The sequence below is a fragment of the Natronogracilivirga saccharolytica genome (genome assembly GCF_017921895.1).
GTDB classification, from domain to species: Bacteria; Bacteroidota; Rhodothermia; order Balneolales; family Natronogracilivirgulaceae; genus Natronogracilivirga; species Natronogracilivirga saccharolytica.
Window position 1 is genome coordinate 1 of record NZ_JAFIDN010000011.1, and the last position, 20781, is coordinate 20781.

22 protein-coding genes and 1 pseudogene are annotated in these 20781 nt (G+C 43.7%); 11 read left to right on the forward strand and 12 right to left on the reverse strand.

What is annotated here, in order from left to right; all coding sequences use genetic code 11:
• Positions 1-347: 347 nt before the first annotated feature.
• Positions 348-545 carry a hypothetical protein gene (locus NATSA_RS12460; RefSeq protein ID WP_210512931.1) on the reverse strand — a complete coding sequence of 66 codons (198 nt, stop codon included), beginning with the start codon at positions 543-545 and terminating at the stop codon, positions 348-350.
• Positions 546-552: 7 nt separating this feature from the next.
• Here NATSA_RS12460 and NATSA_RS12465 point away from each other — a divergent pair, with 7 nt between their 5' ends.
• Both NATSA_RS12465 and NATSA_RS12470 read left to right on the forward strand, forming a co-directional pair.
• The gene (locus NATSA_RS12465; protein WP_336244716.1) at positions 553-870 is read left to right on the forward strand and encodes a type II toxin-antitoxin system RelE/ParE family toxin; all 318 of its coding nucleotides are present in this window, start codon (positions 553-555) and stop codon (positions 868-870) included.
• A 76-nt stretch (positions 871-946) separates the two neighbouring features.
• Positions 947-1906, forward strand: a complete 960-nt coding sequence (locus NATSA_RS12470) for a calcium/sodium antiporter (RefSeq protein ID WP_210512933.1) — start codon at positions 947-949, stop codon at positions 1904-1906.
• Between the two features lie 146 nt (positions 1907-2052).
• Here NATSA_RS12470 and NATSA_RS12475 read toward each other — a convergent pair whose 3' ends face one another.
• The 5 genes from NATSA_RS12475 to hxsD all read right to left on the reverse strand — a co-directional run bounded on the left by NATSA_RS12475 (position 2053) and on the right by hxsD (position 9288).
• Positions 2053-5262 (reverse strand): DEAD/DEAH box helicase, encoded by a 3210-nt coding sequence (locus NATSA_RS12475; RefSeq protein WP_210512934.1) that lies wholly within the window; start codon positions 5260-5262, stop codon positions 2053-2055.
• 250 nt (positions 5263-5512) lie between these two features.
• Positions 5513-5635: a hypothetical protein gene (locus NATSA_RS15610; RefSeq protein ID WP_272491780.1), complete on the reverse strand. Its 123-nt coding sequence runs from the start codon at positions 5633-5635 to the stop codon at positions 5513-5515.
• 790 nt (positions 5636-6425) lie between these two features.
• On the reverse strand, positions 6426-7544 hold the full coding sequence (hxsC, locus tag NATSA_RS12480; protein ID WP_210512935.1) for a His-Xaa-Ser system radical SAM maturase HxsC: 1119 nt from the start codon (positions 7542-7544) through the stop codon (positions 6426-6428).
• Entirely contained in the window at positions 7541-8977 is a 1437-nt protein-coding gene (gene hxsB, locus NATSA_RS12485) for a His-Xaa-Ser system radical SAM maturase HxsB (RefSeq protein ID WP_210512936.1), read from the reverse strand. Before hxsB ends, hxsC begins: the two co-directional genes overlap by 4 nt.
• Positions 8977-9288 (reverse strand): His-Xaa-Ser system protein HxsD, encoded by a 312-nt coding sequence (hxsD, locus tag NATSA_RS12490; RefSeq protein ID WP_210512937.1) that lies wholly within the window; start codon positions 9286-9288, stop codon positions 8977-8979. The genes hxsB and hxsD overlap by 1 nt, the downstream gene beginning before the upstream one ends.
• An 849-nt stretch (positions 9289-10137) precedes the next feature.
• On the opposite strand from hxsD, the gene NATSA_RS12495 reads away from it, so the two are divergent.
• The gene (locus tag NATSA_RS12495) at positions 10138-10518 is read left to right on the forward strand and encodes a hypothetical protein (RefSeq protein ID WP_210512938.1); all 381 of its coding nucleotides are present in this window, start codon (positions 10138-10140) and stop codon (positions 10516-10518) included.
• 56 nt (positions 10519-10574) lie between these two features.
• On the opposite strand, the gene NATSA_RS12500 is transcribed toward NATSA_RS12495, so the two are convergent.
• From NATSA_RS12500 to NATSA_RS15690, 3 genes are read right to left on the reverse strand one after another with little or no spacing between them, the layout of a single operon-like run.
• Positions 10575-11330: an N-formylglutamate amidohydrolase gene (locus NATSA_RS12500; protein WP_210512939.1), complete on the reverse strand. Its 756-nt coding sequence runs from the start codon at positions 11328-11330 to the stop codon at positions 10575-10577.
• On the reverse strand, positions 11331-11576 hold the full coding sequence (locus NATSA_RS12505) for a hypothetical protein (protein WP_210512940.1): 246 nt from the start codon (positions 11574-11576) through the stop codon (positions 11331-11333).
• Positions 11573-12259 (reverse strand): DUF433 domain-containing protein, encoded by a 687-nt coding sequence (locus tag NATSA_RS15690; protein WP_210512941.1) that lies wholly within the window; start codon positions 12257-12259, stop codon positions 11573-11575. Before NATSA_RS15690 ends, NATSA_RS12505 begins: the two co-directional genes overlap by 4 nt.
• Before the next feature lie 144 nt (positions 12260-12403).
• On the opposite strand from NATSA_RS15690, the pseudogene NATSA_RS15825 reads away from it, so the two are divergent.
• From NATSA_RS15825 to NATSA_RS12540, 6 genes and pseudogenes are all read left to right on the forward strand, one after another.
• Positions 12404-12733, forward strand: a pseudogene (locus NATSA_RS15825) (5-methylcytosine restriction system specificity protein McrC); the annotation flags it as partial.
• Positions 12734-12790: 57 nt separating this feature from the next.
• Entirely contained in the window at positions 12791-13606 is an 816-nt protein-coding gene (locus NATSA_RS12520) for a type IV toxin-antitoxin system AbiEi family antitoxin domain-containing protein (protein ID WP_210512943.1), read from the forward strand.
• A gap of 3 nt (positions 13607-13609) precedes the next feature.
• Entirely contained in the window at positions 13610-14401 is a 792-nt protein-coding gene (locus NATSA_RS12525; RefSeq protein WP_210512944.1) for a nucleotidyl transferase AbiEii/AbiGii toxin family protein, read from the forward strand.
• A gap of 249 nt (positions 14402-14650) precedes the next feature.
• On the forward strand, positions 14651-15583 hold the full coding sequence (locus NATSA_RS12530) for a hypothetical protein (RefSeq protein ID WP_210512945.1): 933 nt from the start codon (positions 14651-14653) through the stop codon (positions 15581-15583).
• A 475-nt stretch (positions 15584-16058) separates the two neighbouring features.
• Positions 16059-16391 (forward strand): DUF4160 domain-containing protein, encoded by a 333-nt coding sequence (locus NATSA_RS15830; protein WP_419539891.1) that lies wholly within the window; start codon positions 16059-16061, stop codon positions 16389-16391.
• Positions 16375-16638 (forward strand): DUF2442 domain-containing protein, encoded by a 264-nt coding sequence (locus tag NATSA_RS12540; protein ID WP_210512947.1) that lies wholly within the window; start codon positions 16375-16377, stop codon positions 16636-16638. The genes NATSA_RS15830 and NATSA_RS12540 overlap by 17 nt, the downstream gene beginning before the upstream one ends.
• A gap of 105 nt (positions 16639-16743) precedes the next feature.
• Here the strand turns inward: NATSA_RS12540 and NATSA_RS12545 are convergent, their stop codons facing one another.
• Positions 16744-17880, reverse strand: a complete 1137-nt coding sequence (locus NATSA_RS12545; RefSeq protein ID WP_210512948.1) for a Fic family protein — start codon at positions 17878-17880, stop codon at positions 16744-16746.
• 235 nt (positions 17881-18115) lie between these two features.
• Between NATSA_RS12545 and NATSA_RS12550 the strand changes: the two genes are divergently transcribed.
• Together NATSA_RS12550 and brnA are read left to right on the forward strand one after the other, a co-directional pair.
• Positions 18116-18382 carry a BrnT family toxin gene (locus tag NATSA_RS12550; RefSeq protein WP_210512949.1) on the forward strand — a complete coding sequence of 89 codons (267 nt, stop codon included), beginning with the start codon at positions 18116-18118 and terminating at the stop codon, positions 18380-18382.
• Positions 18369-18593 (forward strand): type II toxin-antitoxin system BrnA family antitoxin, encoded by a 225-nt coding sequence (gene brnA, locus NATSA_RS12555; protein WP_210512950.1) that lies wholly within the window; start codon positions 18369-18371, stop codon positions 18591-18593. The genes NATSA_RS12550 and brnA overlap by 14 nt, the downstream gene beginning before the upstream one ends.
• Before the next feature lie 61 nt (positions 18594-18654).
• Here the strand turns inward: brnA and NATSA_RS15835 are convergent, their stop codons facing one another.
• Together NATSA_RS15835 and NATSA_RS12565 are read right to left on the reverse strand one after the other, a co-directional pair.
• Positions 18655-18762 carry a DUF3024 domain-containing protein gene (locus tag NATSA_RS15835; protein WP_210512951.1) on the reverse strand — a complete coding sequence of 36 codons (108 nt, stop codon included), beginning with the start codon at positions 18760-18762 and terminating at the stop codon, positions 18655-18657.
• A 50-nt stretch (positions 18763-18812) separates the two neighbouring features.
• The gene (locus NATSA_RS12565) at positions 18813-20639 is read right to left on the reverse strand and encodes an SWIM zinc finger family protein (protein ID WP_210512952.1); all 1827 of its coding nucleotides are present in this window, start codon (positions 20637-20639) and stop codon (positions 18813-18815) included.
• Positions 20640-20781: the final 142 nt, after the last annotated feature.

Sequence of the window (20781 nt, forward strand, 5' to 3'; positions counted from 1 at the left end):
TTCTGGCAATATTGGCAGGCCGGTAATCAAATTGAATTGCGCTGCGGATGTGGTATCTTTCCCACAGTGCGAGGTGTTTGTATGGCTTCATGTGCTCGACTCTTTGGTAGGAGAAAAGACGGAAGCTGCAAAACTTCGCGAAAAATCCGGGGGGCTAGCCCCCCGGATTCAAACTTTTCTCCCAGGATCGGGCACTTCAAATGTTAATTAGCCAGAATCGAACAACAATTTCCATTTTATGTCATTATATTTAAAGAAATGTTCGCACCTAAAACTGATTGTCATTAGCTTGATTCCACATTTTCTCTCTTTGCCATAAGTCATTGAATGATATGGACCTACAATCTTCAAAACTCGAATTGGTCAAACTGATTCTCAAGATCGATAATCAGCAAACCATCGATAAGCTCACTGAAGTGCTCAAAGAGCAAGATCACGATTTTTGGAATGAGCTCAGTGATCAGCAAAAAGAAGAAATCAAGCTCGGCATCAATCAACTCGATGACGGCCAAAGAATAAGCCTGGAAGAATTTATTTCTAAACATTCTTGATGTGCTTAAAGTCTACCTCTCTCCTTTGGCTGAAAAGAAGTTATCGTTACTTCTTGAATTTATTGAGCAACAATGGGCAAAAAAGGAACGAGACGAGTTCCTGCAAAAAGTATTAAACGCATTCAAAAGAGTAGCTACTCATCCTGAGAGTTGTCCAAAGTCGGATACTTTCCCGAATCTGTTTAAATGCGTTGTGAGTAAACAAACATCATTTTTCTATCGATTCAACTCTGAAGAGCTTGAAATTATAACGGTTTTTGATAATCGTCAGGACCCACATAAAATTGATTCTGATATCAAAAAATATTTTAGCCAATAATGAGAATTATAAATTTTGGGATATGCGTTTTAAAATCCACCCTCATCACTAATTATCTGAGTCCCCCTCCTCCAATATGTTCGATTTGTTTTTTCTTATCATTGGCATTGTTTTACTTACCATTGGTGGGGAGTTATTAATACGGGGTTCCTTGAGCGCTGCTTCTTTTTTTAAAGTTTCCCCTCTTTTATCAGGTCTTATAATCGTTGGCTTTGGTACATCAGCACCAGAATTCGCTGTCTCGGTGGATGCTGCAATTAATCTTCGTGCTGATATCGCAATTGGCAATGTAGTTGGTAGTAATATTGGTAATATCTTGCTCATTTTAGGTCTGTGTGCACTCATAAAACCACTAGCTGTGCGTCCCCTCGCTTTGAAACGTGATGCTTTGACTGTTATGCTTTCCAGCGTGTTGCTACTGGTATTGGTGGGAGGAAGCAGCCTCGCAAGATTTGATGCCATCATCCTTGCAATAGCATTGTTGGGTTACTTGTTATTGGCCTATTTTAGCCAGCGCCATACAAGCTCCCCATCCGCTGAGCTTCACAAAGCTGAAGCAACGGAAGTTACTGGAATTCCAGGCTCAACCCTTAAAACTATTGTTTACATACTGCTTGGTTTACTACTTTTGATTGCTGGGGCTCAGGTTTTATTATTGGGTGCCATTGGAATAGCCGAATCATTTGAGATTTCAGAAGCGTTTATAGGTTTAATTTTAGTGGCAGTAGGTACCTCATTACCTGAATTGTCAATATCTGTATTGGCGACGATTCGGGGCCATGCGGACGTTGCCGTAGGGAACATTCTTGGTAGTAATATTTTTAACACACTCGGTATATTGGGTGTTTCAGCAATGCTGCAACCACTTCCCGTTAACCAAAGAATACTAGATTTTGACTTATGGATAATGTTGGGTGTCTCCATGTTGCTGTTCCTTTTTTTGTACACGGGAAAAAAAGTTACCCGCAGGGAAGGGTGTATTCTACTTTTTGGATATCTCGCTTATGTATTTTTCAGTTTCACTTTGTTTAGTTAACATGACTAATCGAGAAAATTCACAAAAACGCATAACAAGCGCTTCAGGCGGACTGGCAGTCGCATTTTGCCCAATTAAAACATCTCGCCCAGCCACTTAAACGCAAGGCCGATAAATATAAGTGCCGTGCCCATCCCCAAAAATCATCACCCCGCAACCAGCTTTCTTCCACTTTCCAATAAAGAAGCCGGCATCGGTTCCTCAAGTCGCCAGGTTATGCTCATAGGTTGTGCCCCTTCATGCGTCACATATTGCACAGGGCCCAGAAAAACATAGCCAATGGTATTGCCCCATTTCGACTTTTTCCGCTCACGTACGAAAAGCAACACGTTCTTGCCTTTATCACGTTGTTGTACATATTCCTGACCTCGACCACGATCGGGTCGGGCAGAATTCTGTGACTGCCAGTGGAATAGTTCTTCGTTGATGGCATAATCGTGGTACATGGTGGTTGGTGAGTATTCTTTTTCACTTTTCTCCAGCGTGACAAATAGAAGCTCGGTATTGGTTTCACCAATGCGTGCTACCCCCTCTTTAATTGACTTTGATTTTCTAAAATCATTGAATCCGAAAGCTGTCAAAATCTGATCACGATGGTAACGCGCATGAAATCTAAGGGGACAAGGGTATCCAGGTCGAAAAGTTTTTTCTTCTACTTCGATTCGGGCGATAATCCAATCCAGTACCTGCACAATTTCAGTACACATCACAGGATGTGACCCGATATGTTCTACAGCCCGCGTCAAGGAGCTAAATCCTGCTTTAGCCGGCGGGACGCTCCATATATCGTAACAGAGCATCATAGCCATCAACGCGTGTTCTGGTTCTTTAAAATCAGAATCGTCCAGGCTGGATACCTTGTTTTGTGCGAATTTCGCCAACAGCTGCCTTATAAATCGGAAGTATCCCACACATCGATTGGGCAACCATTTCTGGAAAATAGCTTTAGTAACATTCTTTTCGAGAGATTCGGAAAATCCCGGTATTAAGCCGGCATCGGCGCACAAACGATGAAAATTTTTATCCCGCTTGTATATTTCTTCCGGGTCCAAATGGTAAAACTCCAGAAAGTTCTCAAGTGTAAGTGGTAGTGTCGACTGATGCTGAAACTGCCTGATTAGATGGCGCATATGAGCATGGGTGCGCCGTGTGTTTCGGCGGATATTTTCGATAATTCGATCTCGGGCCACTCGCTCAAGTGTAATGGAACACCCCAGTGGCAGATTCGGAAAATCACGTTCGATTTCGCGTCGTGTGGATGTGTCCGTCTTGCCTACCAATGCCCGGAACTTATGTTCGTAATCGTACTCCTTGCGGGCATTTGCGACATAATCCAACACTGTTAAACACTCCTTGCCATCCGAATTGCGCAATCCACGCCCAAGTTGCTGCAGAAAGACAGTCAAACTCTCAGTGGGACGTAAAAACAGCACAGTGTCCACCTCCGGAATGTCGAGACCTTCATTAAACATATCCACCACAAAAAGGTAGTTAATATCGCCTCGTGCCAACTTCAGACGCAGCTCTTCTCTCCGGATGGCATTCTTGCTGGTAAGTACAGCGGCCCGGAAACCTGCAGAGACAAAGCGTTCCGCCATAAACTCAGCATGCCTCATATCCACGCAAAAACCCAAGGCACGCACTTTGTGCTCATCGACGGTGTATTTGCGAATGCTATCAATAACCTCACCGACACGTGCATCAGATGCGGTGTAGACATGGGACAATTCTTCGGTCGCATAACCTCCGCGTCGCCAGGTCACGCCTGAAAGATCGACACTATCGGTGATGCCGAAGTACTGAAATGGACAGAGCAGTTTTCGGTTGAGTGCCTCAGGCAGACGGATCTCCGCGGCTATCCGATTGTCAAAATCACGCAGAATGTCTTCACCGTCCATGCGTTCGGGCGTGGCCGTGAGTCCAAGCAGCACTTTAGGTTTGAAATAGTCGATGATGGGACGGTAACTGGACGCAGCAATATGATGCACTTCATCCACTACAATGTAGTCGTAGTATTCCTTACTCAGCGAAATTTGATCCCATCGGCTATTGAGTGTCTGGACGGATGCGAATACGTAATCAACATGAGTGGGCTCATAGCGACCAGTCCATAATTCACCAAAATTCTGATCACGGAGAATACCACGGAACGTGGCCATTGCCTGCTTAAGGATCTCCTCTCGATGTGCTATGAATAGCAATTTTGGACGAGTGGTTGTATTCGCTTGCCTTTGCAAATTTTCTTGTTCCTCTTCCTCCTTTTTACAAAACCTGCGATAATCGAATCCAGAGATTACCGTTTTTCCCGTACCAGTTGCAGCAACTATCAGGTTACGCCAGCTGTCATGCACTGACCGACGAGCGCTGAGTGTTTCCAATATCCGCTGCTGAAACGGGTACGGTCTCAGATCGAAATAAACGAAAGATGGTGTGGCATCATAAGACCGACGTGCATCCCGCAGTGCACTGGTAAGCCGCTTAGCTTCATAGGGCTCGAAATCGTAATCATTCCAGTATGTTTCAAAAGTCTTTATGAACTTGTCGATGATATGGCTGATTTCGCTGTTTGTGACCTTCAAGTTCCACTCCAGTCCGCTGGTGAGTGCGGATTGCGAGATGTTGGATGAACCTATATAGGCGGTATGAAAACCCGTGTTGCGCCGGAACAGATACGATTTGGCGTGAAGTCGTTCACTGCCGGTATTGTAGGAGACTCGGATTTCGGTATTCTGAAGTTCATTCAGAAATCGGATGGCCTTTTCGTCGGTTGCACCCAGGTAAGAGGTGGTAATAACACGCAGGCGTCCACCACGGCCGGTAAATTCCCGCAATTCTTGCTCGAAAATCCGGATACCAGTCCATTTGATAAATGAAATGAGCAAGTCAATACGGTCTGATGACAGAATCTCCTTTTTAAGCTCGCTCTCCATGGTGATTCCTGCGCGACTGCCAGTGAAAAGCTCGCTTTGAGTGAGACGTGTAACCGGAGTGATGCGCTTTAAGTGTTCTTCGAGGTTGGAAAATGGCGCATTATTCTGGTCGAAAACGGCAGTAAGTACCTGGCCACCGGCCTCAATAAGATCCTCAGATAGATCCAGCCGTCGTGTGCTTTGATTCAGCCGCTCGATAAGCTCATTGCATAGTTGGATTTGCTGTTTAATACCTTCGTGATCGGACCGATATTCACCAAGGACCGACTGCATAATCCGGGAAAGATATCGACTCAGGTATAAGGCGGCCTCTTCGGGATCAAGTGGTTCCTTTGCAATATGATATTGGCGTTGATCTTGTTCCTCAAGCTTACGTTGGAGCGTCCTGCTGATGAGTTGTTCGTAAAGTCCGTAAGTGAGAGTCATAATGGAAAAGACACGTCAAGATGGCTTAAATTTTGTCTTTCTATCCAACTTATTCCAATTTTGATTATTAACCATGGTACTTACGATGAAAAAACACTGCACCTAGAGAATCCATACATCATACTGCTTTTCTTAAGACTTTGGGTACTCAATCAATGCTATTAATTTCATGCCTGACCAGGCAATAATTCAAAATTTTACCGCAGCTGTTGTCCTCGCAATATAATTTACGATTGACCTCCAGCATAATCTACGCCACCCGCTTGTCATTGCCATACCAGGCAAGTGGCACGATGTCGCCCTTATTGGGCGCAGATTCCTCCAGAAAGGCATTACGTTCGGCTTTCATCATGCCGTTCAGGGTCATCCCCATGACCTCATTCAGACCGTTTTCTAGTTGAAGGTGGGTGGCAATGAGTTAGCTGAGTTGTACTTTTGTTATATGCATTGTCTCTTTGCGTTTGGTTTTGGTTAGTTTGGTCGCTTGCCAAACCTACGCAAGGAGATTTTTTTATGCTACCTCAGACACACAAAATGGTGAAGTACCTTTCAACGTTACTGGCATATCCATGGAAACTTCATGCACCTTGGCCCGATCCAGCAGCGGCAGTTTCTTCAGAACCCTTACCAGATCAGCTGTCCGGATTATAGTTTCGGCTCTATCCCCAAGGAATTGATTTAATACGAGTATTCTATCTTAAATTAAGTGGATTACTTATGTGTACATTGAATAGTGTGAGCTATGTGAGCTGTGTGAGCTGTGTGAACTATGAGAGCTGTGAGAACGGTGCGAACTATGTGAAGAGTGGGATCTATGAGAGGTATGCTGATTAGATGAATAAAATTCACTGCCATAAATCTCATTTGCATGTTTCAATACGAGTCCGTCATTTTCTTCATACTCATTATAAACAATATCTTTTGCAGATAATATGCTTGTTTTTTGAGTAATAGAAGTTCCAATAAATATAAATCCAGTAAGTAGAACAGTTAATAATCTTCTCATATCTCCTCCAACTACTCTTTTTTCTAATGAATATTAAATTTCTGTTTCGTTGCAATTTAAACTTAGATTTTTAATTTGTCAACAAACTAGTTAGCAAATATTCAGAATATATATGTTGTTGTTTATTTTTGTTTTGATCCTATATGTTTGATTAGCTTTAATTATTCATTACAGGTTGAATTTTTCTACTATGAAACTTTTCTGATGATGCAAAAAAACCTGGACATTCGGATTTAATATTGCATAATTCACATTTCTGGACATAAATATTTTTCCATTCTGAAATTGATTTAACCGCAAATCTTCTTATTTTTTCTGGTAAAATGCATAATTGGCTATTATATATTGATACATGCATATCCCTATAGTGTAATATCAGTACTGCTTTTTCTAATTGTTCGTTGTAGTCATATGGGTCAATCCAGAGTTCATTGATATTATTAATTGCATGTCCCGTTGGCTCCATTTGCATAAATGCAATCTGATATACAAATGGCATATTTGAGTAGATAAACTCAGCTATATTTGCCAATCTTTTATAGTTGTGCTTCATTACAACAACACGTATACCAATTTTTACATTGTAAGAAGCAAGGTTATAAATACCTTTTATTGTGTCATAGAATGTTTTTGTACCTACTATATTGTTATGTATATGATCTATATCACAATACAATGGTATTTCTATAACTGTTCTTTCATTTATACAGCTTGCATAATCATAAGCATATTTCTTATCCTTAAATTTTATACCATTTGACAATATGTTTATATGTATTTCAGGTTGTCTCTTTTTGATTTCTTTAATTATACCAAATAATTGTTCACCTATAACAGTGGGTTCACCTCCAGTCAAGCCAATCGATTCCGTTTGTTTAGGTAGGAGTCTTATATATTCAATATTGAGTTTAAATCTATCTGCTTCCTTTTTAACTGGTGGTTGGGAACACATTATGCAATTAGAGTTACATCTCCCAGTAATAAATATCGCATTATGTTTTGATCCTTTTTCGTAAACAACATTTATTACGCCACTGGAGTCGATTGTAACTATATCACCATTATTAAGCTCATCAGTGTTACTTACACCCGATACACCTTGCTGTTCGCTTAAAAGCTTATGACCTGTAATTATAGCTTTATATTTCCCTTTAATATCTATTTGATCAGTTACTAGGACATAGTCTTTTCTTCTTAAAAAAGCCCTATTTTCTTTTACTATTATTCCAATAATAGTCTCTTCTAGATTATATGGTTCCCCAAATAGTTGCTTCATAATTCTATATTTCTGCGAATAATCCAACTCCAAAATATTTTGTTTATTTCAGGGTTGTCTTCTTTAAGTAGACTTAACAAGTACTGAATTATACTTTTATTTTTTTTACAGAAGTCACTAGTTGGTCTATGACCTATGAAATCTTTTTGTTCATTATAGTTTCTTACTGGGTCTCCTCCACAATAAGACAAATAAGCACAAGTCGAACACTGAGGAAGACTTTCAGCAACTGAATATTCAATCAGCTCATGAAGATAGTCACTATTAAATATATCTTCATACTTATCATTGTTAACATTACCTATTTTAAATGTTTTGTCCCCTGAAGAGGCTAACATTCTTCCTTCATCAGAAACATATACGTCACCGTCATAATCATATATAACACCTGAAATAGCTATACCACTTGGTGATTGAAGATCTACAAATCCAGTGCTAAATGGAGTTAAGATTCTAGAAAGCAATATTGTAGCATAGTCTTCACAAAAATATTCACCGGAAAGATTAATTTGAATGATATAGTCTAAACCTAACTTATACTCTTCAATAAATTTATTTACTGGATAAGCTAAAAAATGCTCATCTCTTTTAGCAAATCCATAAGGATTTAGTGCTCTCAAAAATATTGAGTTAAAACCTAACTCCCTATATGTGTCTATGATCTCAGGAAAGTTTCCTAGGGAATAGGATGATGTTGTCATTAGTGCTGATACGCTATCTTCTCCAAGATATTCCCTACAAAGCTTTATTTTCTCTACTACTGATTCAAAACTATTATTATTTTTTTGTAATGGTCTATTTTTATTATGAAGGTCTCTTGGTCCATCAATAGATGTTGATATGTAAACCTTGTGTTTACTTATCCACCTAAGCATCTTCTCATTAATTAATGTCAGATTTGTACAAATTACAAACTCTAGATTTTTTTTATGATATATATTTTTCCACTCTGCATAGTTTATTATATATTTGATTATTTTATAATTAAGTAAAGGCTCCCCACCTTGAAATTCTATTTTTATATTATTGCTAGGACTTTTAAAAATCATGTCTACTGTTTTTTTCGCAGTAGACTTATCCATATCGAACTGATAATCTTCTACATTTTTTTTTGATACTTGACAATAGCTACAATTTGCGTTGCACCTCAGAGATGCAACAATCATATGTAGAGAGGTAAACTCAGATAGAAAATTTTTTTTTGTTCTATATTTAGTCGCAAGTAATTCAATAACTGATTCAATATTTGTATCAGCAACAATATGCTTGCTTTTTAAATTTAGATATGCATCAGATTCTATATCAAGATTATGGTTCACAAATGAATTAAAGTCAATTGGATTCAAATAGACATATTCTCCTATTTCGTTTGAAATGAAGTAATCGTCTTCGAATCTTTCAAATCTAAACGGCAGTATACTATAATTACTCATCACTTATTAATTGAAGAAAATGCTTTTTTTACCAACTGCTTTCTTATCTCTTTATACTCTCGACCTGTTGTTAATCTTATTTGCTGATCGATTACTTCATTATTAAATTCACGGGCAATAGTATCTAAGTTAATATTTTTATCTTTTTTCTTAAGACAGACCTCTATCCCTGACTCATTCGTATTGATACTTATGTAGCACCTATCTGTAAAGATATAAGATGAATGTATAATTGAAGTAATTTCAAAAACATTTTTGTCCACATTGATCACAATCGAATCAGCGTCAATTCTTTGATTTGTATCTTCCATGTTTTAATATTTTAATAAATAGCTAGAAACAAAATATTTTCTACGAATTAAACAAAAAAAGACAAATTTAGCAAATAATTTTACTTCTTAGCTTTTAAGACATCTCATTTTTACAAATTAATACGTATGAATTTCATATTAACTGAATTTATTCGCCTTTATGAAATTTATCGACTAGAGGTTATTAAACTTTACCATCCTGCAATAGAGCTTGCGATCGACCTCCAACATGAATGACTGCGCAAGCGGCGCGATTGCCCGCTAGCTCAATCCCAGCAAGTATGCGCTCACTTCATCAAAACCGATGAAAGCATCATTAAGTAAGTCGTCGGAGTGCCAGTCCGTGAGCGTGAGTAGCTCCTTTTCGATGTGGACCCCATCTACAAGAAATCTATCCAGGGACGGGATTTACGTTGAGGTGTCCGGGATGTGTATGATATGGAGGGTCTTTTCGGAGGGCATCGGCGTGTACTGCGGGTTCACGGGTACTCGCCTGTGCAGCGCATTTGGGATGGCAGAGGGTTGATACAAATGTTGGGCCGGTGGATATTGCCGCTTCCGACTTCGGCAAGGACGATAACCTGCAATTTGGGTGGAACTGCAGTGAGAACTCATCACCTCATCCACCATACTGCAATAGGGGACGTGGCACACTCTTTGAAACACTACCAACGATAATCCCGGCTCAGGGCTTTTAAACGTCAAATCGTGTCGTAGTGAGGCATTATTTTATGAGATACCACAGTGAAAATTCGGAATCAACACGCTGTCATCGGGCTGTCAAGATGATTATTCTTTATATTGAGCGGCATACACTTGCCATCCACTTCACCAAATATTTAGTGTGACATGCATCCCCCGGAACATGAGATAACAAAAGACAAACTTGTTTTGACCTGGCATGGAAAAGGTGACAACCTCTCTGATTTTATTTTCGAGTGGCGAGGCAAATTGATCCAGGTGAAATACGGTGTCAATGCTCTTTATAAAAGTACTACTGAGACTGTGACCATTGTTTTCAGGAATAAGAGCTACAGCTTTGGTATCGGCAGATCATCTGCGGGAGGAGGGCGATTTGGAAATCAGCCCCGGATTGAGACATCGACCCATTTTTTATCATTTATTCAAGGCATAAAAAGTCTCACGATCATCGATAATTTGAGAAAAGGTGCTGTCCCAAAGCGTGAAAAGGATATTGCTTTCAAAGTTGTCAAGACACCTGAGGAATGACAGCGCTGCAAGTCACGTGATGCAGTTTTTAAGGCAATGCTCCTGCTTTAAACGGTTCAGACCGTCACACTCGATGCGATTACATCCAGATAGTCCTGAATTGTCTGTCGGACATGGTCATAATTCCCATTTTTGTCGCTGCTGCCATCCTCCAGATACAGTTTTCGATTGACCTCCAGCATGATGGACGCCACCCGCTTGTCCTTGCCGTACCAGGCAAGCGGCACGATGGTGCCCTTGTAGGGCCAGTCCACCCCCAGCGAGTATCCGCGCGCTTCGAAAAAGCGGACGGACGCATCCACAAGTTCCTGCGGCGTGTGGAACGGGTCGGTGCCGATGTTGAAATCCGGACGGGGCCGGCGCGGGTCCAGGTCGCGCTTCAGGGGGATGTCCGGATAGGAATGCGCATCCACGATGACGGCCCGACCGACCCGGTCCAGTTCCGCCTGCACCGCCTTCTCGAGCCTGGCATGGTGCGGGTGATAATAGCGCTCCAGGATCCGCTTCCGCAACTCCGGGGTCACATTGCGCATCGGCTCGCCGTCGTCGGTCGATTCGTAGAGCACGCCCATCCCGAATTTCGCCATGACTTCTTGACGATCGTCCGCAAACCGCTCCACGTCGCAGAAGATGCGGGAGAATCCGGCCGCGACCGGATGATCGTCACGGGCCGCATCCACAAACAGATCGTCGGTGTGCCAGTCCGTGAGCGTGAGTAGTTCCTTTTCGATGCGGGCCCCATCCACAAGAAATCCATCCCGGGATGGGATGTGCGTTGAGGCGTGCGGGATGTGTATGATGAGGCTGGTCATTCAATCAACCTTCTTCATTTTCCCTTTTAGTGATATTTGATATGCAAAAGGCCTCTTCTCACGATAAATGATGTCTACAATTTGCAGCCAATTTTTAGCCAGAGCCTCAACCATTTGCCATACACTCAAACCTTGTTTTTTACTCGTTCCTTTTAAGAAAAACATTCCGATGTTCTTCCTGCGGTAAAGTTCAAGCTCATGTTTTCTTCGGTGAATGGGCATATTTTCGTCAAGAGAGAGAATCATGCCGCTTCACAAAATTCCAGTGCATCCTGTATCTGCTTTTCCGACAAATTGTAGACATGAGAAATGTAAGCAATGGGATCTCCTGCAATATAGTGACCGTGAATCGTTTCCGGATAAATGTTTCGGTCATCAATTACCGGATGGCCAAATTTTCGTTTCGGATCTATCAGAATGGACTTTTCCTTTCCCAGCGGCCAGAACCGGGATGCAATATTCCCGGAATCGAAGTCGAGTTTTTTAAAAAAGAATCTGATGAAGTCCATATTTAATTGTCTGGTGCCGTCGAGAGTGACTACATCCTTGTTTTTTGACAAATAGATTTTGAATCCGTCTGTTTTGATATTATCCAGAACTTCTTTCATCGCAAACGGGAAGGCGGTGTCGTATGTACCGGATAGATCCTTGTGGGCTTCGAGAACTTGCCTGGTTTTAACTCCGGCCTCCGCAAATTGCATCAAGGAATGGAACTCTACCAAGGTGTGAAAACTTACCGCCATAGAATTTTCGACCTTCCAGGAATATCGCTCAGCAAACTCTTTTCCGAGTTCGCCGTCCCAGTATTTGGTAATCCATCGGAAAACCTTTGCGTAGGGAACCCTCAGTATTTTTGCGATTTCAGAGGGAGTGTAAATACCGTTGCCTATTTCTAATTGATTTTCGAATTCCATATGGTTTGGTTTCACGGCGATGGTAAGGATAATCGGTAAATACCATTTCTTAGTCAAACGTGAATGTAATTCTGTTGGTACCCTTTTGTGCCATATTGAATGATTATTTCAGTAGGTTAAGTCAGGCTATTCAAATTGACATGATAAAAGCATTACAAAAAGGTCCTTTCGATCGCCCGGATGATCCTGCTGAATGTTCATCCGGATATTTCCAGAGGCCGGGACTATGTGCTCGCCCTGATGTTCGACATGAACGATCTCTGGGAGCAATATGCCGCGTTGCAGATCCGGAGGCATTTGCGGGAGCCGGTGCCATGTATTGTCGCTCAATGTGCTGGATGCGGCCGGCCGGTTGATGCAGGGGCGGGAGTTTGTGCGGCCGTTGGGGGAGTTTGTTGCTTCTATCCGTATTTGATTAAAATGGTCAGAATTGTCACGGATCACCACTATTCAGAATTGTTGATATTCAGGGGTGAGACTTCGTTATAAGAGTAGAATATTGCAAGAAGTATTGAAAAGTGATAACTTTTGCAAAAAGTTACTATTATGGGTTCGCAATCTTTCACTCGTTTGGAGCATTGGGTCGGGCATCTGCTAGCTACCGGAAAGTATGCATTTTCCTGGGAGGAGCTTAAACAAAATATGCCTCATAGTACCACGGACGCACTTAAACAATCCCTGAATCGCGAAGTCAGGAAAAACAATATCCTTTCCATCCATAAAGGATATTATATCATTATTCCGCCGTCCTATAAGGCCCGGGGTATTCTGCCACCGACACAATTTATCGACGGGCTGATGCATTTTCTGAAACGTCCCTATTATGTCGGGCTGTTAAGTGCTGCCTCTATGCATGGAGCAGCACATCAGCAACCTCAGGAGTTTTTTGTGGTGACCGAACTACCCGTACTACGTCCAACCCGAAAAAAGGGAATCAAGGTTAATTATCTTAGCAAGAAGAACTTCCCGAAATCTTTCATCCAGCAAATAAATACGGAAACCGGCTTTATTAAAGTTTCCAGTCCACTACTTACCGCGGTGGATTTGATTCAATACAACCACCACATCGGAGGAATCAACCGGTCTGCCGTCGTCCTGCATGAATTGATGGAGGTAGTTGGAAAAGAAGATTTCACGAATGAATTACTGGAATATGTCCCGGTTTCCGTTATGCAAAGACTGGGTTATCTGCTGGAATACAAAGTCGAATATGTCGAATGGGCAGACACACTTTTTCGTCTGTTGGATAAAAAAGGGGTTAAACTATTCCGGACGCCTTTGAAAACGGGTTCCTCTGAGAGTGGTTATTCGGCGGATAACCGCTGGAAAGTGCTTGTAAATGTGGATGTGGAAACAGACTGATCAATGATACCCCGCGCATATATTACAGAATGGAGCAGTGTAGTCCCATGGCAAACGGATGAGCAGATTGAGCAGGATTTGATAATCTGTCGTGCACTTTGTGAAATTTATCAGGATGAATTCCTGTCGGAAAAACTGGCTTTCCGCGGCGGAACCGCATTGCACAAGTTGTATTTATCCCCGCAGCCGAGATACTCCGAAGATATCGATTTAGTGCAGATAGTTGGTGAACCCATCAAACCGGTAATTCGCCGCCTTCGGGAAAGGCTGTCTTTTTTAGGTGATGCATCCATAAATCAGAAAAAGGATAACAACACCCTGTCATTCCGTGTAGCGGCGGAATCAGATCCATCGATAGTCCTGCGACTTAAAATTGAAATCAATTGTCGTGAGCATTTTTCTATGATGGGGTATTTTCATAAACCATTTCAAGTGGCAAGTTCCTGGTTTAATGGAGAATGTGAAATTACTACATATCGGCTGGAAGAATTGACGGGGTCAAAATTGCGAGCAATGTATCAAAGGAAAAAAGGGCGTGATTTATTTGATCTATATAAAGTCTTGATAAACCGGAAACCATTTGACGAGCAGGAAGCTATAGCCTGCTACCAACGTTATATGGAGTTATCCGGGGGTAAATCCCCAACAAAAAGACAATATTTATTGAATCTGGATAAGAAAATGACTGATTCCGAGTTTTTTGGTGATCTTGAAGCACTTGTGAGACCGGATGAATCATTTGATTGGCAGGAAGCATATGAAGTGGTGAGAGAGCGACTCATTGAACGTATTTGATAACTGACACCTATCCTTTCAACATAGAATTCACAAGATTGATTTGAGGTTTGCAGAGCTTGCAAAATTACGAAATGACGCCCGTGCCGGTCCTGCAGAACCGGATCCGGCGCCTGCTGCTCGATTTCGAGGGGATCCGGGACTTCGCCATGGGTCCCTTCATGTTTTTTTGAAAATTACGCCATTCTCAGTACTCTTCTGGTTCAAACAACCTTTTGAATCAGATGTTTTAACAGAAGGGTAACCGCCTTGGATAACGATCTGCAGCAATATGCCCGGCAGTACATGGACCGGCAAAACAACCGACCGATTCCGGAATTCGAAGGATATTCTCCCAACGAAATGCAATATCTGCTGCATGATCCATTCGGGCCGGACAGCCCGTTGAAACTGAATCTCCTTGATGAAGCCGATTACCGCTTGATTCCCATGCTGAACATGATTCGGTATCTCGGAGGACGCCTGAAAAAGACCGGGGAGATGAAGCTCACGGCCAAAGGGTTTCTGCCGGTAAAAATCGTCGCCGACCTGTACGAACAGGGTTTTTATAAAGAAGAAATGATTGAATCGGGTATTGTCAAGCTTTATAAGCAGACCGATTCGCATTCGATCGATCTGGCCAGGAAACTCTCCGATATCGCCGGCCTCACGAAAAAGCGCAATAACAAGCTCAGCCTGACCAAAAACGGTGAAAAACTGCTTGGAAACAATGCCGAACTTTTGCGTCAATTATTGTTGACATTCTGCTACAAATTCAATTGGGCCTACTATGACAGGTACGAATCGGAGAGAATCGGCCAAATCGGTTTTGCATTTTCCCTGGTTCTGCTCAAACGTTACGGAGATAAAAAGAGACGAGATACTTTCTACGCCAAAAAGTACTTCAGGGCCTTCCCGGATTTATACGAGGGCGGGGATGCCCAGACTGAAATCGAAGAAAATCCATGGAACCCCGCCAGCAGATGTTATTTTATTCGAACATTCGAGCGGTTTTTACATCTGTTCGGTCTGGTCGAAATCGAAACAGAGAAAGTATCCATGAAAGAGCGATGGTCACCCGAGAAGCATTACATCACGCGCACCGCTCTGTTTCACCGGCTGATCTCGTGTGCACCCCACCGGAAGTTTCCGTCGGGCCATGTGCCGCCGGGTGTGCCAAAAATTAACGGAAACCCTCTTTAGCCATGACCCACTCTCCATTTTCTGACACTAAAAAGTAGAGACTCGGGGCTTTATTGGCGGTTTCACGGATACTCGCCGGTGGGGCGCATTTGGGTTGGCGGCGGGATGACCATCTGGGAGGCGTAGTGGAAGTTATCGGCCAGGAGCGGCTCCAGGTGGGACACGTCCAGCGTGTTCATCATGCGGGCATAAGCGCGCAGGGCGTCTTCTTTGGTGAGTTACATGGTGGTTTCCTGTGTAATAGTTTCGGGGTGATGGCGGGTATGATAACGTTTTCTACAGGCCGCATCCACCCGGCAAATGGATTTTGTGTTTGCTTCAACAGGACTGGCGGACCGGATGCGCGTGAGGGCGCTCAATGATCCGGCGGACTGGGGGCCGAGCGATTATTGCCGGATTGAAATTGATTTTGGATAGACCAGGCAAACTCATCGAAAAAACGTTGTAAGGATTCCAGAAGTTACGTGTCTATAAAATGACACCATTATTGTTGCAATCGGACAATAATAGACTCATTAATCGGATTAAATCTCGATTTTTTTTGAGCTATTCATCTTCATCTTTACAACTTTCGGATGCCAACGGTACTAAGAACCCGGGGATATCGTCTTTTTTCTTCAGTAATGAAGGGAATGAACCCATCCACATACACGTTGAAAGTGGAAATGGATATTGTAAATTCTGGATTAAACCAGTTATACTTGTATATACAAGCGGATACAGTGCAACGGAATTGAACAAAATCCAAAAACTGATTGAAGAACATACCAACCTGATCGAATCTTCCTGGAATGAGTACCTCGGCTGACATAAAAACCCCGCTGGCAAGGAACATCCGGTTTACCGATCGCATGATGGTGATCCAACTGGATGACGGCCGGGAGCTGGCCGTTCCTATCGACTGGTTCCCGAAACTGCGCAATGCCGGTGCAATCGACCGGAACAACTGGCGGCTGATTGGAAACGGCATCGGAATCCACTGGGAAGCCCTCGACGAGGACCTGTCCGTGGAACGCCTGCTACTTGACGGAAAGCCCGTCAGAAAACAGCGGTAACCCGGCGCTCGGAATCCCGATTATGTCTCACAGGTGGTAAACTGGTCGCAAATTGCGACCGGTTTCAGAGCCTGAAACATGCCCCTTAACCCGCACGGTGTGCGTTCAATACGACAGGATCTCGACCAGTGCCGGGTTGATGTAGTAGTGCCGGCCCCTGATCTCTCTTTTCTCCAGGATTTGTAATTCCGCCAGCTCATTCAGGTAGTTGCGGGCTGTGTTTTCGGCATAAATCCCGCGATCGACCAGATGTTGCACCTTGACATAAGGCTGGGTGAAAATCGCTTCGGCGAGATCCCCGGGCCGACGGATGTCCGTCTGTTCCCGCAGCACGTCAAGTATATCCTCCCTTGTTTCAATGATGTCATTGACCTTCCGGAGGGTAAGCTGCGAAGTCCACTCCACTGCTTTCAGCATGTAGAGCAACCAAGCCTTCCAATCACCGCGCTGGGATACGCCCGCGAGGTACTCGTAATAATCCTGCTTGTGCTCAAGGATGTACCGGCTCAGGTAAAGAATGGGCAGTTCCAGCTGATGGCTCCGGGTGATGATGTGCAAATTCATGATTCGTCCCACCCGTCCGTTACCGTCCCGGAACGGGTGGATCACCTCGAACTGGTAGTGGGCAATGCACATTTTAAGCAGTACATCATCCGGCTGCGACTGCTCATCGTTCAGAAAGTCGATCAGATTGTCGAGTTTGGCTTCCACCACTCCCTTGCCGCGAGGCGGGGTAAAGACAGGTTTTCCCGCGTTCGGACCGCTTCCTCCCATCCGGATGAATGTCCTGGCAAACGGCGGACGAATGCCATCCCCGCTCTCCTGGATGATCTGATACAGTTTGATAAAATAGTCCCGGTCGAATGCGCCTTTCTTTTTCAGATAGTGATACCCCTCCCAAAGGGCCTCACGGTATCGGAGCACCTCTTTGGCAGGTCCCGCAGATTCACCACCGGTTTTTGAATCGCTCATCGCCCTGTAGAGGTCGTCATCGGTGGTGAACACGTTTTCGATGGCACTTGAAACCTTGGCCTCCTGGAGTGTGATGGAATTGATAAGCATCCCTGGATTTGGAATGGCAATACTTCGTCCTGCCAGCAACGCCAGCGCTTCTTTTGCCCGACCGAGCTGCTCGTAGATATCCACATCTCTGTAGAGATCCGGTGCAATCGGCAAATCAGGCAGAGCATTCCACGGCTGTGTCCGGTCCGGGTTTACTGTGTATTGCTGTGCTTTTGGCATTAAAATTCCGGGTTTTTAATGTATGCGTCCAAATCCGACCTCAAAATAAGACATTCCACCCAAACAAACATTAAATTTTCCGTTTTTTAATGTCTGGGTCCAGATCCGGCGGACTGGAGACCGAGCGATCACTGCCGCATCAGGATAGATTTTGTCCCGGCTGTGTAAACCAAATCGAAACACTTGCATATAGCTCTATTGTATTATTGAGTAAAAAAGGTATATATTTCATACCATGATTGAATTTGAGTTTGATGAAAATAAAAGCAGGGCTAACCGGGAAAAGCACGGTATAGATTTCTATCAGGCGCTGGATCTGTGGAAAGATCCGGATGTACTGGAAATCCCGGCAATAACTTCAGATGAACCAAGGTTTTTAATAATCGGGAAGCTTGATCAGAAAATCTGGTCGGCAGTCATAACGTATCGAAAAAATAACATCCGGATCATTTCCGTTCGAAGAGCACGTAAAGAGGAAATAGAACTATATGAAAGCTTCTGATTTTGATAAAAAATTTGATGATGGTGAGGATATCACCAGTCTGCTTGACCTGAAAAAAGCCAAAAGGTCTTCTCAGGTTCAAAAGAGGATCAATGTGGACATGCCAGAATGGATGGTGCGCCAACTGGACAAGGAAGCCAAGCGTACGGGAGTCACCAGGCAGTCTGTGATCAAGTTCTGGCTTTCTGAAAAACTGAAAGATACTTCTTGAATATCTCTTTCAGGGGCAAACCGAGTTGTGTTTATCCGCAGGTTTTCCTTAATAACATCCTTCATCCGAAAAAGCATCCGTGTGGATCGTTTTTGACCTCAATTAATGCCTCCGAAAGGGTCGGGAAGATCGGTTTCGGTTCATATCCATGCCATTTCAGGTCCGACATTATCTCATTTTGCCTGCTTTATCAGCGTTGGAAGCAGCGAATGATAGAAACTACATATATCTCACACGGTCTGAAAATACCTGTTCCAGTTCTTCTTTCATTGCCCGCCGTGTCGGATACTCCTCTATCAATCTCCTGACAATATTTCGCACTCGCCCCAGTCCACCCCGCCATTTGATCATAGCACGCAGTTCGTTTGCAATGTCCCGGTAATACTTGCGCCCGACATTTTCAGCGGCGTATGCTTCAATGGCCTGCTGCATTACATTACCGGCTCCCTCAGGCCGCATCTCAGCCATTTTCGGGGCAAATACGCAGATACTGTTAAAACCAGAGGGATTGCCGGCTTCATTCATAAGCATTTCTTCCAGCCGGTCAAAGCGTTTTTCTTCAACATAGATCTCCGCCAAAAAATGGTCGACATGAAAAACATCTTTTCGTTTCTTTTGCTTGGCTATGATTTTTTCCAGCTCTCGCGGCCATTCCGCTTCCGGCCATGTTTTTTTGTACTCCCTGAACCATTTCATATGCCGGTAATCGTCAAAAATGAGTTTTTCCAGCCATGTTCTCATGTCGGCCGGACTGTTTTCGCCCTCTGCTATTTCATAGAGCAGTTTATACCAGGTTGTTGATTGCGACCCGTCATCCTCCAAGGATATCGTCATCCTGTCCCCCTCATCGGCTTTCTTCAACCCCTCCGCACTTAATTGCTTCGCCTCTGCGAAGTGCTTTTTTTCGATGTAATACCTGACCAGCATCAGACAGAACTTCGGATCATCTTTCATGGACAGCATCACTTCAACGGCTTCTTTTTCCCGTCCCAAATGCTGCAGATACTCGATCTTGATTTCTTGCACCTGATGTTCGCCTATGAAGGATTGTTCGCCGTTTCTGAACTCATCGGTAAGACGATCCAACAGCTGCAGGTACCGCTCGACTCTGCTCGCATCCGTGGCCGAAAGCCCCATGGCGTGCAGCAAATGATCCGGCACGTCACCGATGTGCAACTTTTCATCCGGAAACATGTTCCAGATGGAATCAAACAGGTTGTTCTTCAGCTCCTCATTACCGGATTCCACTATTTTGCAAAGCTCTTCGGCTGCTGACTCCATGAATCCGTCTGCATCCGGCAGTTCATAGTAATCATTCCCGTCCTCTATCAATTCCTCCAGGCTGACCGGCACCTCCTCGAGAATCGCTTTCGCAATGAGAAGGGCTTCCTCCGGCCTGTTTTCCTCACGATGCTTCTTTGACAGATCAAGCAGCCAGTCCGTTTGAGCCATCAGCTGATCCGACAGCATATCCATATCCTCGAAATCCCGATACTCCGGATATTCAGCAAAATGCCGGTTTCTGAAGGCGGATCGAACCGCTTTCGATACAATGCGCCGGTACCTTTCCGATTTTTGATGTTCCGGCAGCCGGTACAAAAACTCACTTTCGAAAACACTTGCAAGCTGGTGATCTTGTTCCAGCTTACTGCGTAAAAATCCAATCAACTCTTCATTGTCGAGTACTTCGAAAAGCTGATCAATTATCAAACGCGACTCAAAAGCCGGCAGCTTGTATAAGTCCCCCGCTCGGGCAACCCCCGGATATTTGTCTCCGGCAACCTGAAGCACCGCGAAACACGCAGCTACAACATGTTTGCACACCGGCCCGTCAAACGGACAGTCACAATGCCACTCGTCGTCACCTTCGGGATTGAAAGTGAGCGATACCTCGTAAACCCGCCTGCCCATTGCACGGGTCACCCATTTATGCTCCGATACTCTTTCGGGAGATTCTATGAAGTCGTTTCTGAAGTAGTCCAGGCCCCGGTCGAAAATCTTCGGACTCACGTATTCGGGCAGCCTGACGAGCATATCTTCCGGCATAATCATAATCCGTTATTCATATCTTATTGGCTTGATACACCTGCCTAAAATCATAATTTATCCTTTATGATCTAAAAAAAATGATCATGAACCAATATGATCATATGCTGTCAGAATCTACACCCAGGCCGAGGACATCTTA

What these genes read in the sequence shown, in the direction of transcription:
- NATSA_RS12460 (WP_210512931.1), bottom strand. Translation starts at nt 545, where the DNA reads ATGTTTAGAAATAAATTCTTCCAGGCTTATTCTTTGGCCGTCATCGAG.
- NATSA_RS12470 (WP_210512933.1), top strand. Translation starts at nt 947, where the DNA reads ATGTTCGATTTGTTTTTTCTTATCATTGGCATTGTTTTACTTACCATT.
- NATSA_RS12475 (WP_210512934.1), bottom strand. Translation starts at nt 5,262, where the DNA reads ATGACTCTCACTTACGGACTTTACGAACAACTCATCAGCAGGACGCTC.
- NATSA_RS15610 (WP_272491780.1), bottom strand. Translation starts at nt 5,635, where the DNA reads ATGGGGATGACCCTGAACGGCATGATGAAAGCCGAACGTAATGCCTTT.
- hxsC (WP_210512935.1), bottom strand. Translation starts at nt 7,544, where the DNA reads ATGAAGCAACTATTTGGGGAACCATATAATCTAGAAGAGACTATTATT.
- hxsB (WP_210512936.1), bottom strand. Translation starts at nt 8,977, where the DNA reads ATGAGTAATTATAGTATACTGCCGTTTAGATTTGAAAGATTCGAAGAC.
- hxsD (WP_210512937.1), bottom strand. Translation starts at nt 9,288, where the DNA reads ATGGAAGATACAAATCAAAGAATTGACGCTGATTCGATTGTGATCAAT.
- NATSA_RS12495 (WP_210512938.1), top strand. Translation starts at nt 10,138, where the DNA reads ATGCATCCCCCGGAACATGAGATAACAAAAGACAAACTTGTTTTGACC.
- NATSA_RS12500 (WP_210512939.1), bottom strand. Translation starts at nt 11,330, where the DNA reads ATGACCAGCCTCATCATACACATCCCGCACGCCTCAACGCACATCCCA.
- NATSA_RS12505 (WP_210512940.1), bottom strand. Translation starts at nt 11,576, where the DNA reads ATGATTCTCTCTCTTGACGAAAATATGCCCATTCACCGAAGAAAACAT.
- NATSA_RS12520 (WP_210512943.1), top strand. Translation starts at nt 12,791, where the DNA reads ATGGGTTCGCAATCTTTCACTCGTTTGGAGCATTGGGTCGGGCATCTG.
- NATSA_RS12525 (WP_210512944.1), top strand. Translation starts at nt 13,610, where the DNA reads ATGATACCCCGCGCATATATTACAGAATGGAGCAGTGTAGTCCCATGG.
- NATSA_RS15830 (WP_419539891.1), top strand. Translation starts at nt 16,059, where the DNA reads ATGACACCATTATTGTTGCAATCGGACAATAATAGACTCATTAATCGG.
- NATSA_RS12540 (WP_210512947.1), top strand. Translation starts at nt 16,375, where the DNA reads ATGAGTACCTCGGCTGACATAAAAACCCCGCTGGCAAGGAACATCCGG.
- NATSA_RS12545 (WP_210512948.1), bottom strand. Translation starts at nt 17,880, where the DNA reads ATGCCAAAAGCACAGCAATACACAGTAAACCCGGACCGGACACAGCCG.
- NATSA_RS12550 (WP_210512949.1), top strand. Translation starts at nt 18,116, where the DNA reads ATGATTGAATTTGAGTTTGATGAAAATAAAAGCAGGGCTAACCGGGAA.
- brnA (WP_210512950.1), top strand. Translation starts at nt 18,369, where the DNA reads ATGAAAGCTTCTGATTTTGATAAAAAATTTGATGATGGTGAGGATATC.
- NATSA_RS15835 (WP_210512951.1), bottom strand. Translation starts at nt 18,762, where the DNA reads ATGTCGGACCTGAAATGGCATGGATATGAACCGAAACCGATCTTCCCG.
- NATSA_RS12565 (WP_210512952.1), bottom strand. Translation starts at nt 20,639, where the DNA reads ATGCCGGAAGATATGCTCGTCAGGCTGCCCGAATACGTGAGTCCGAAG.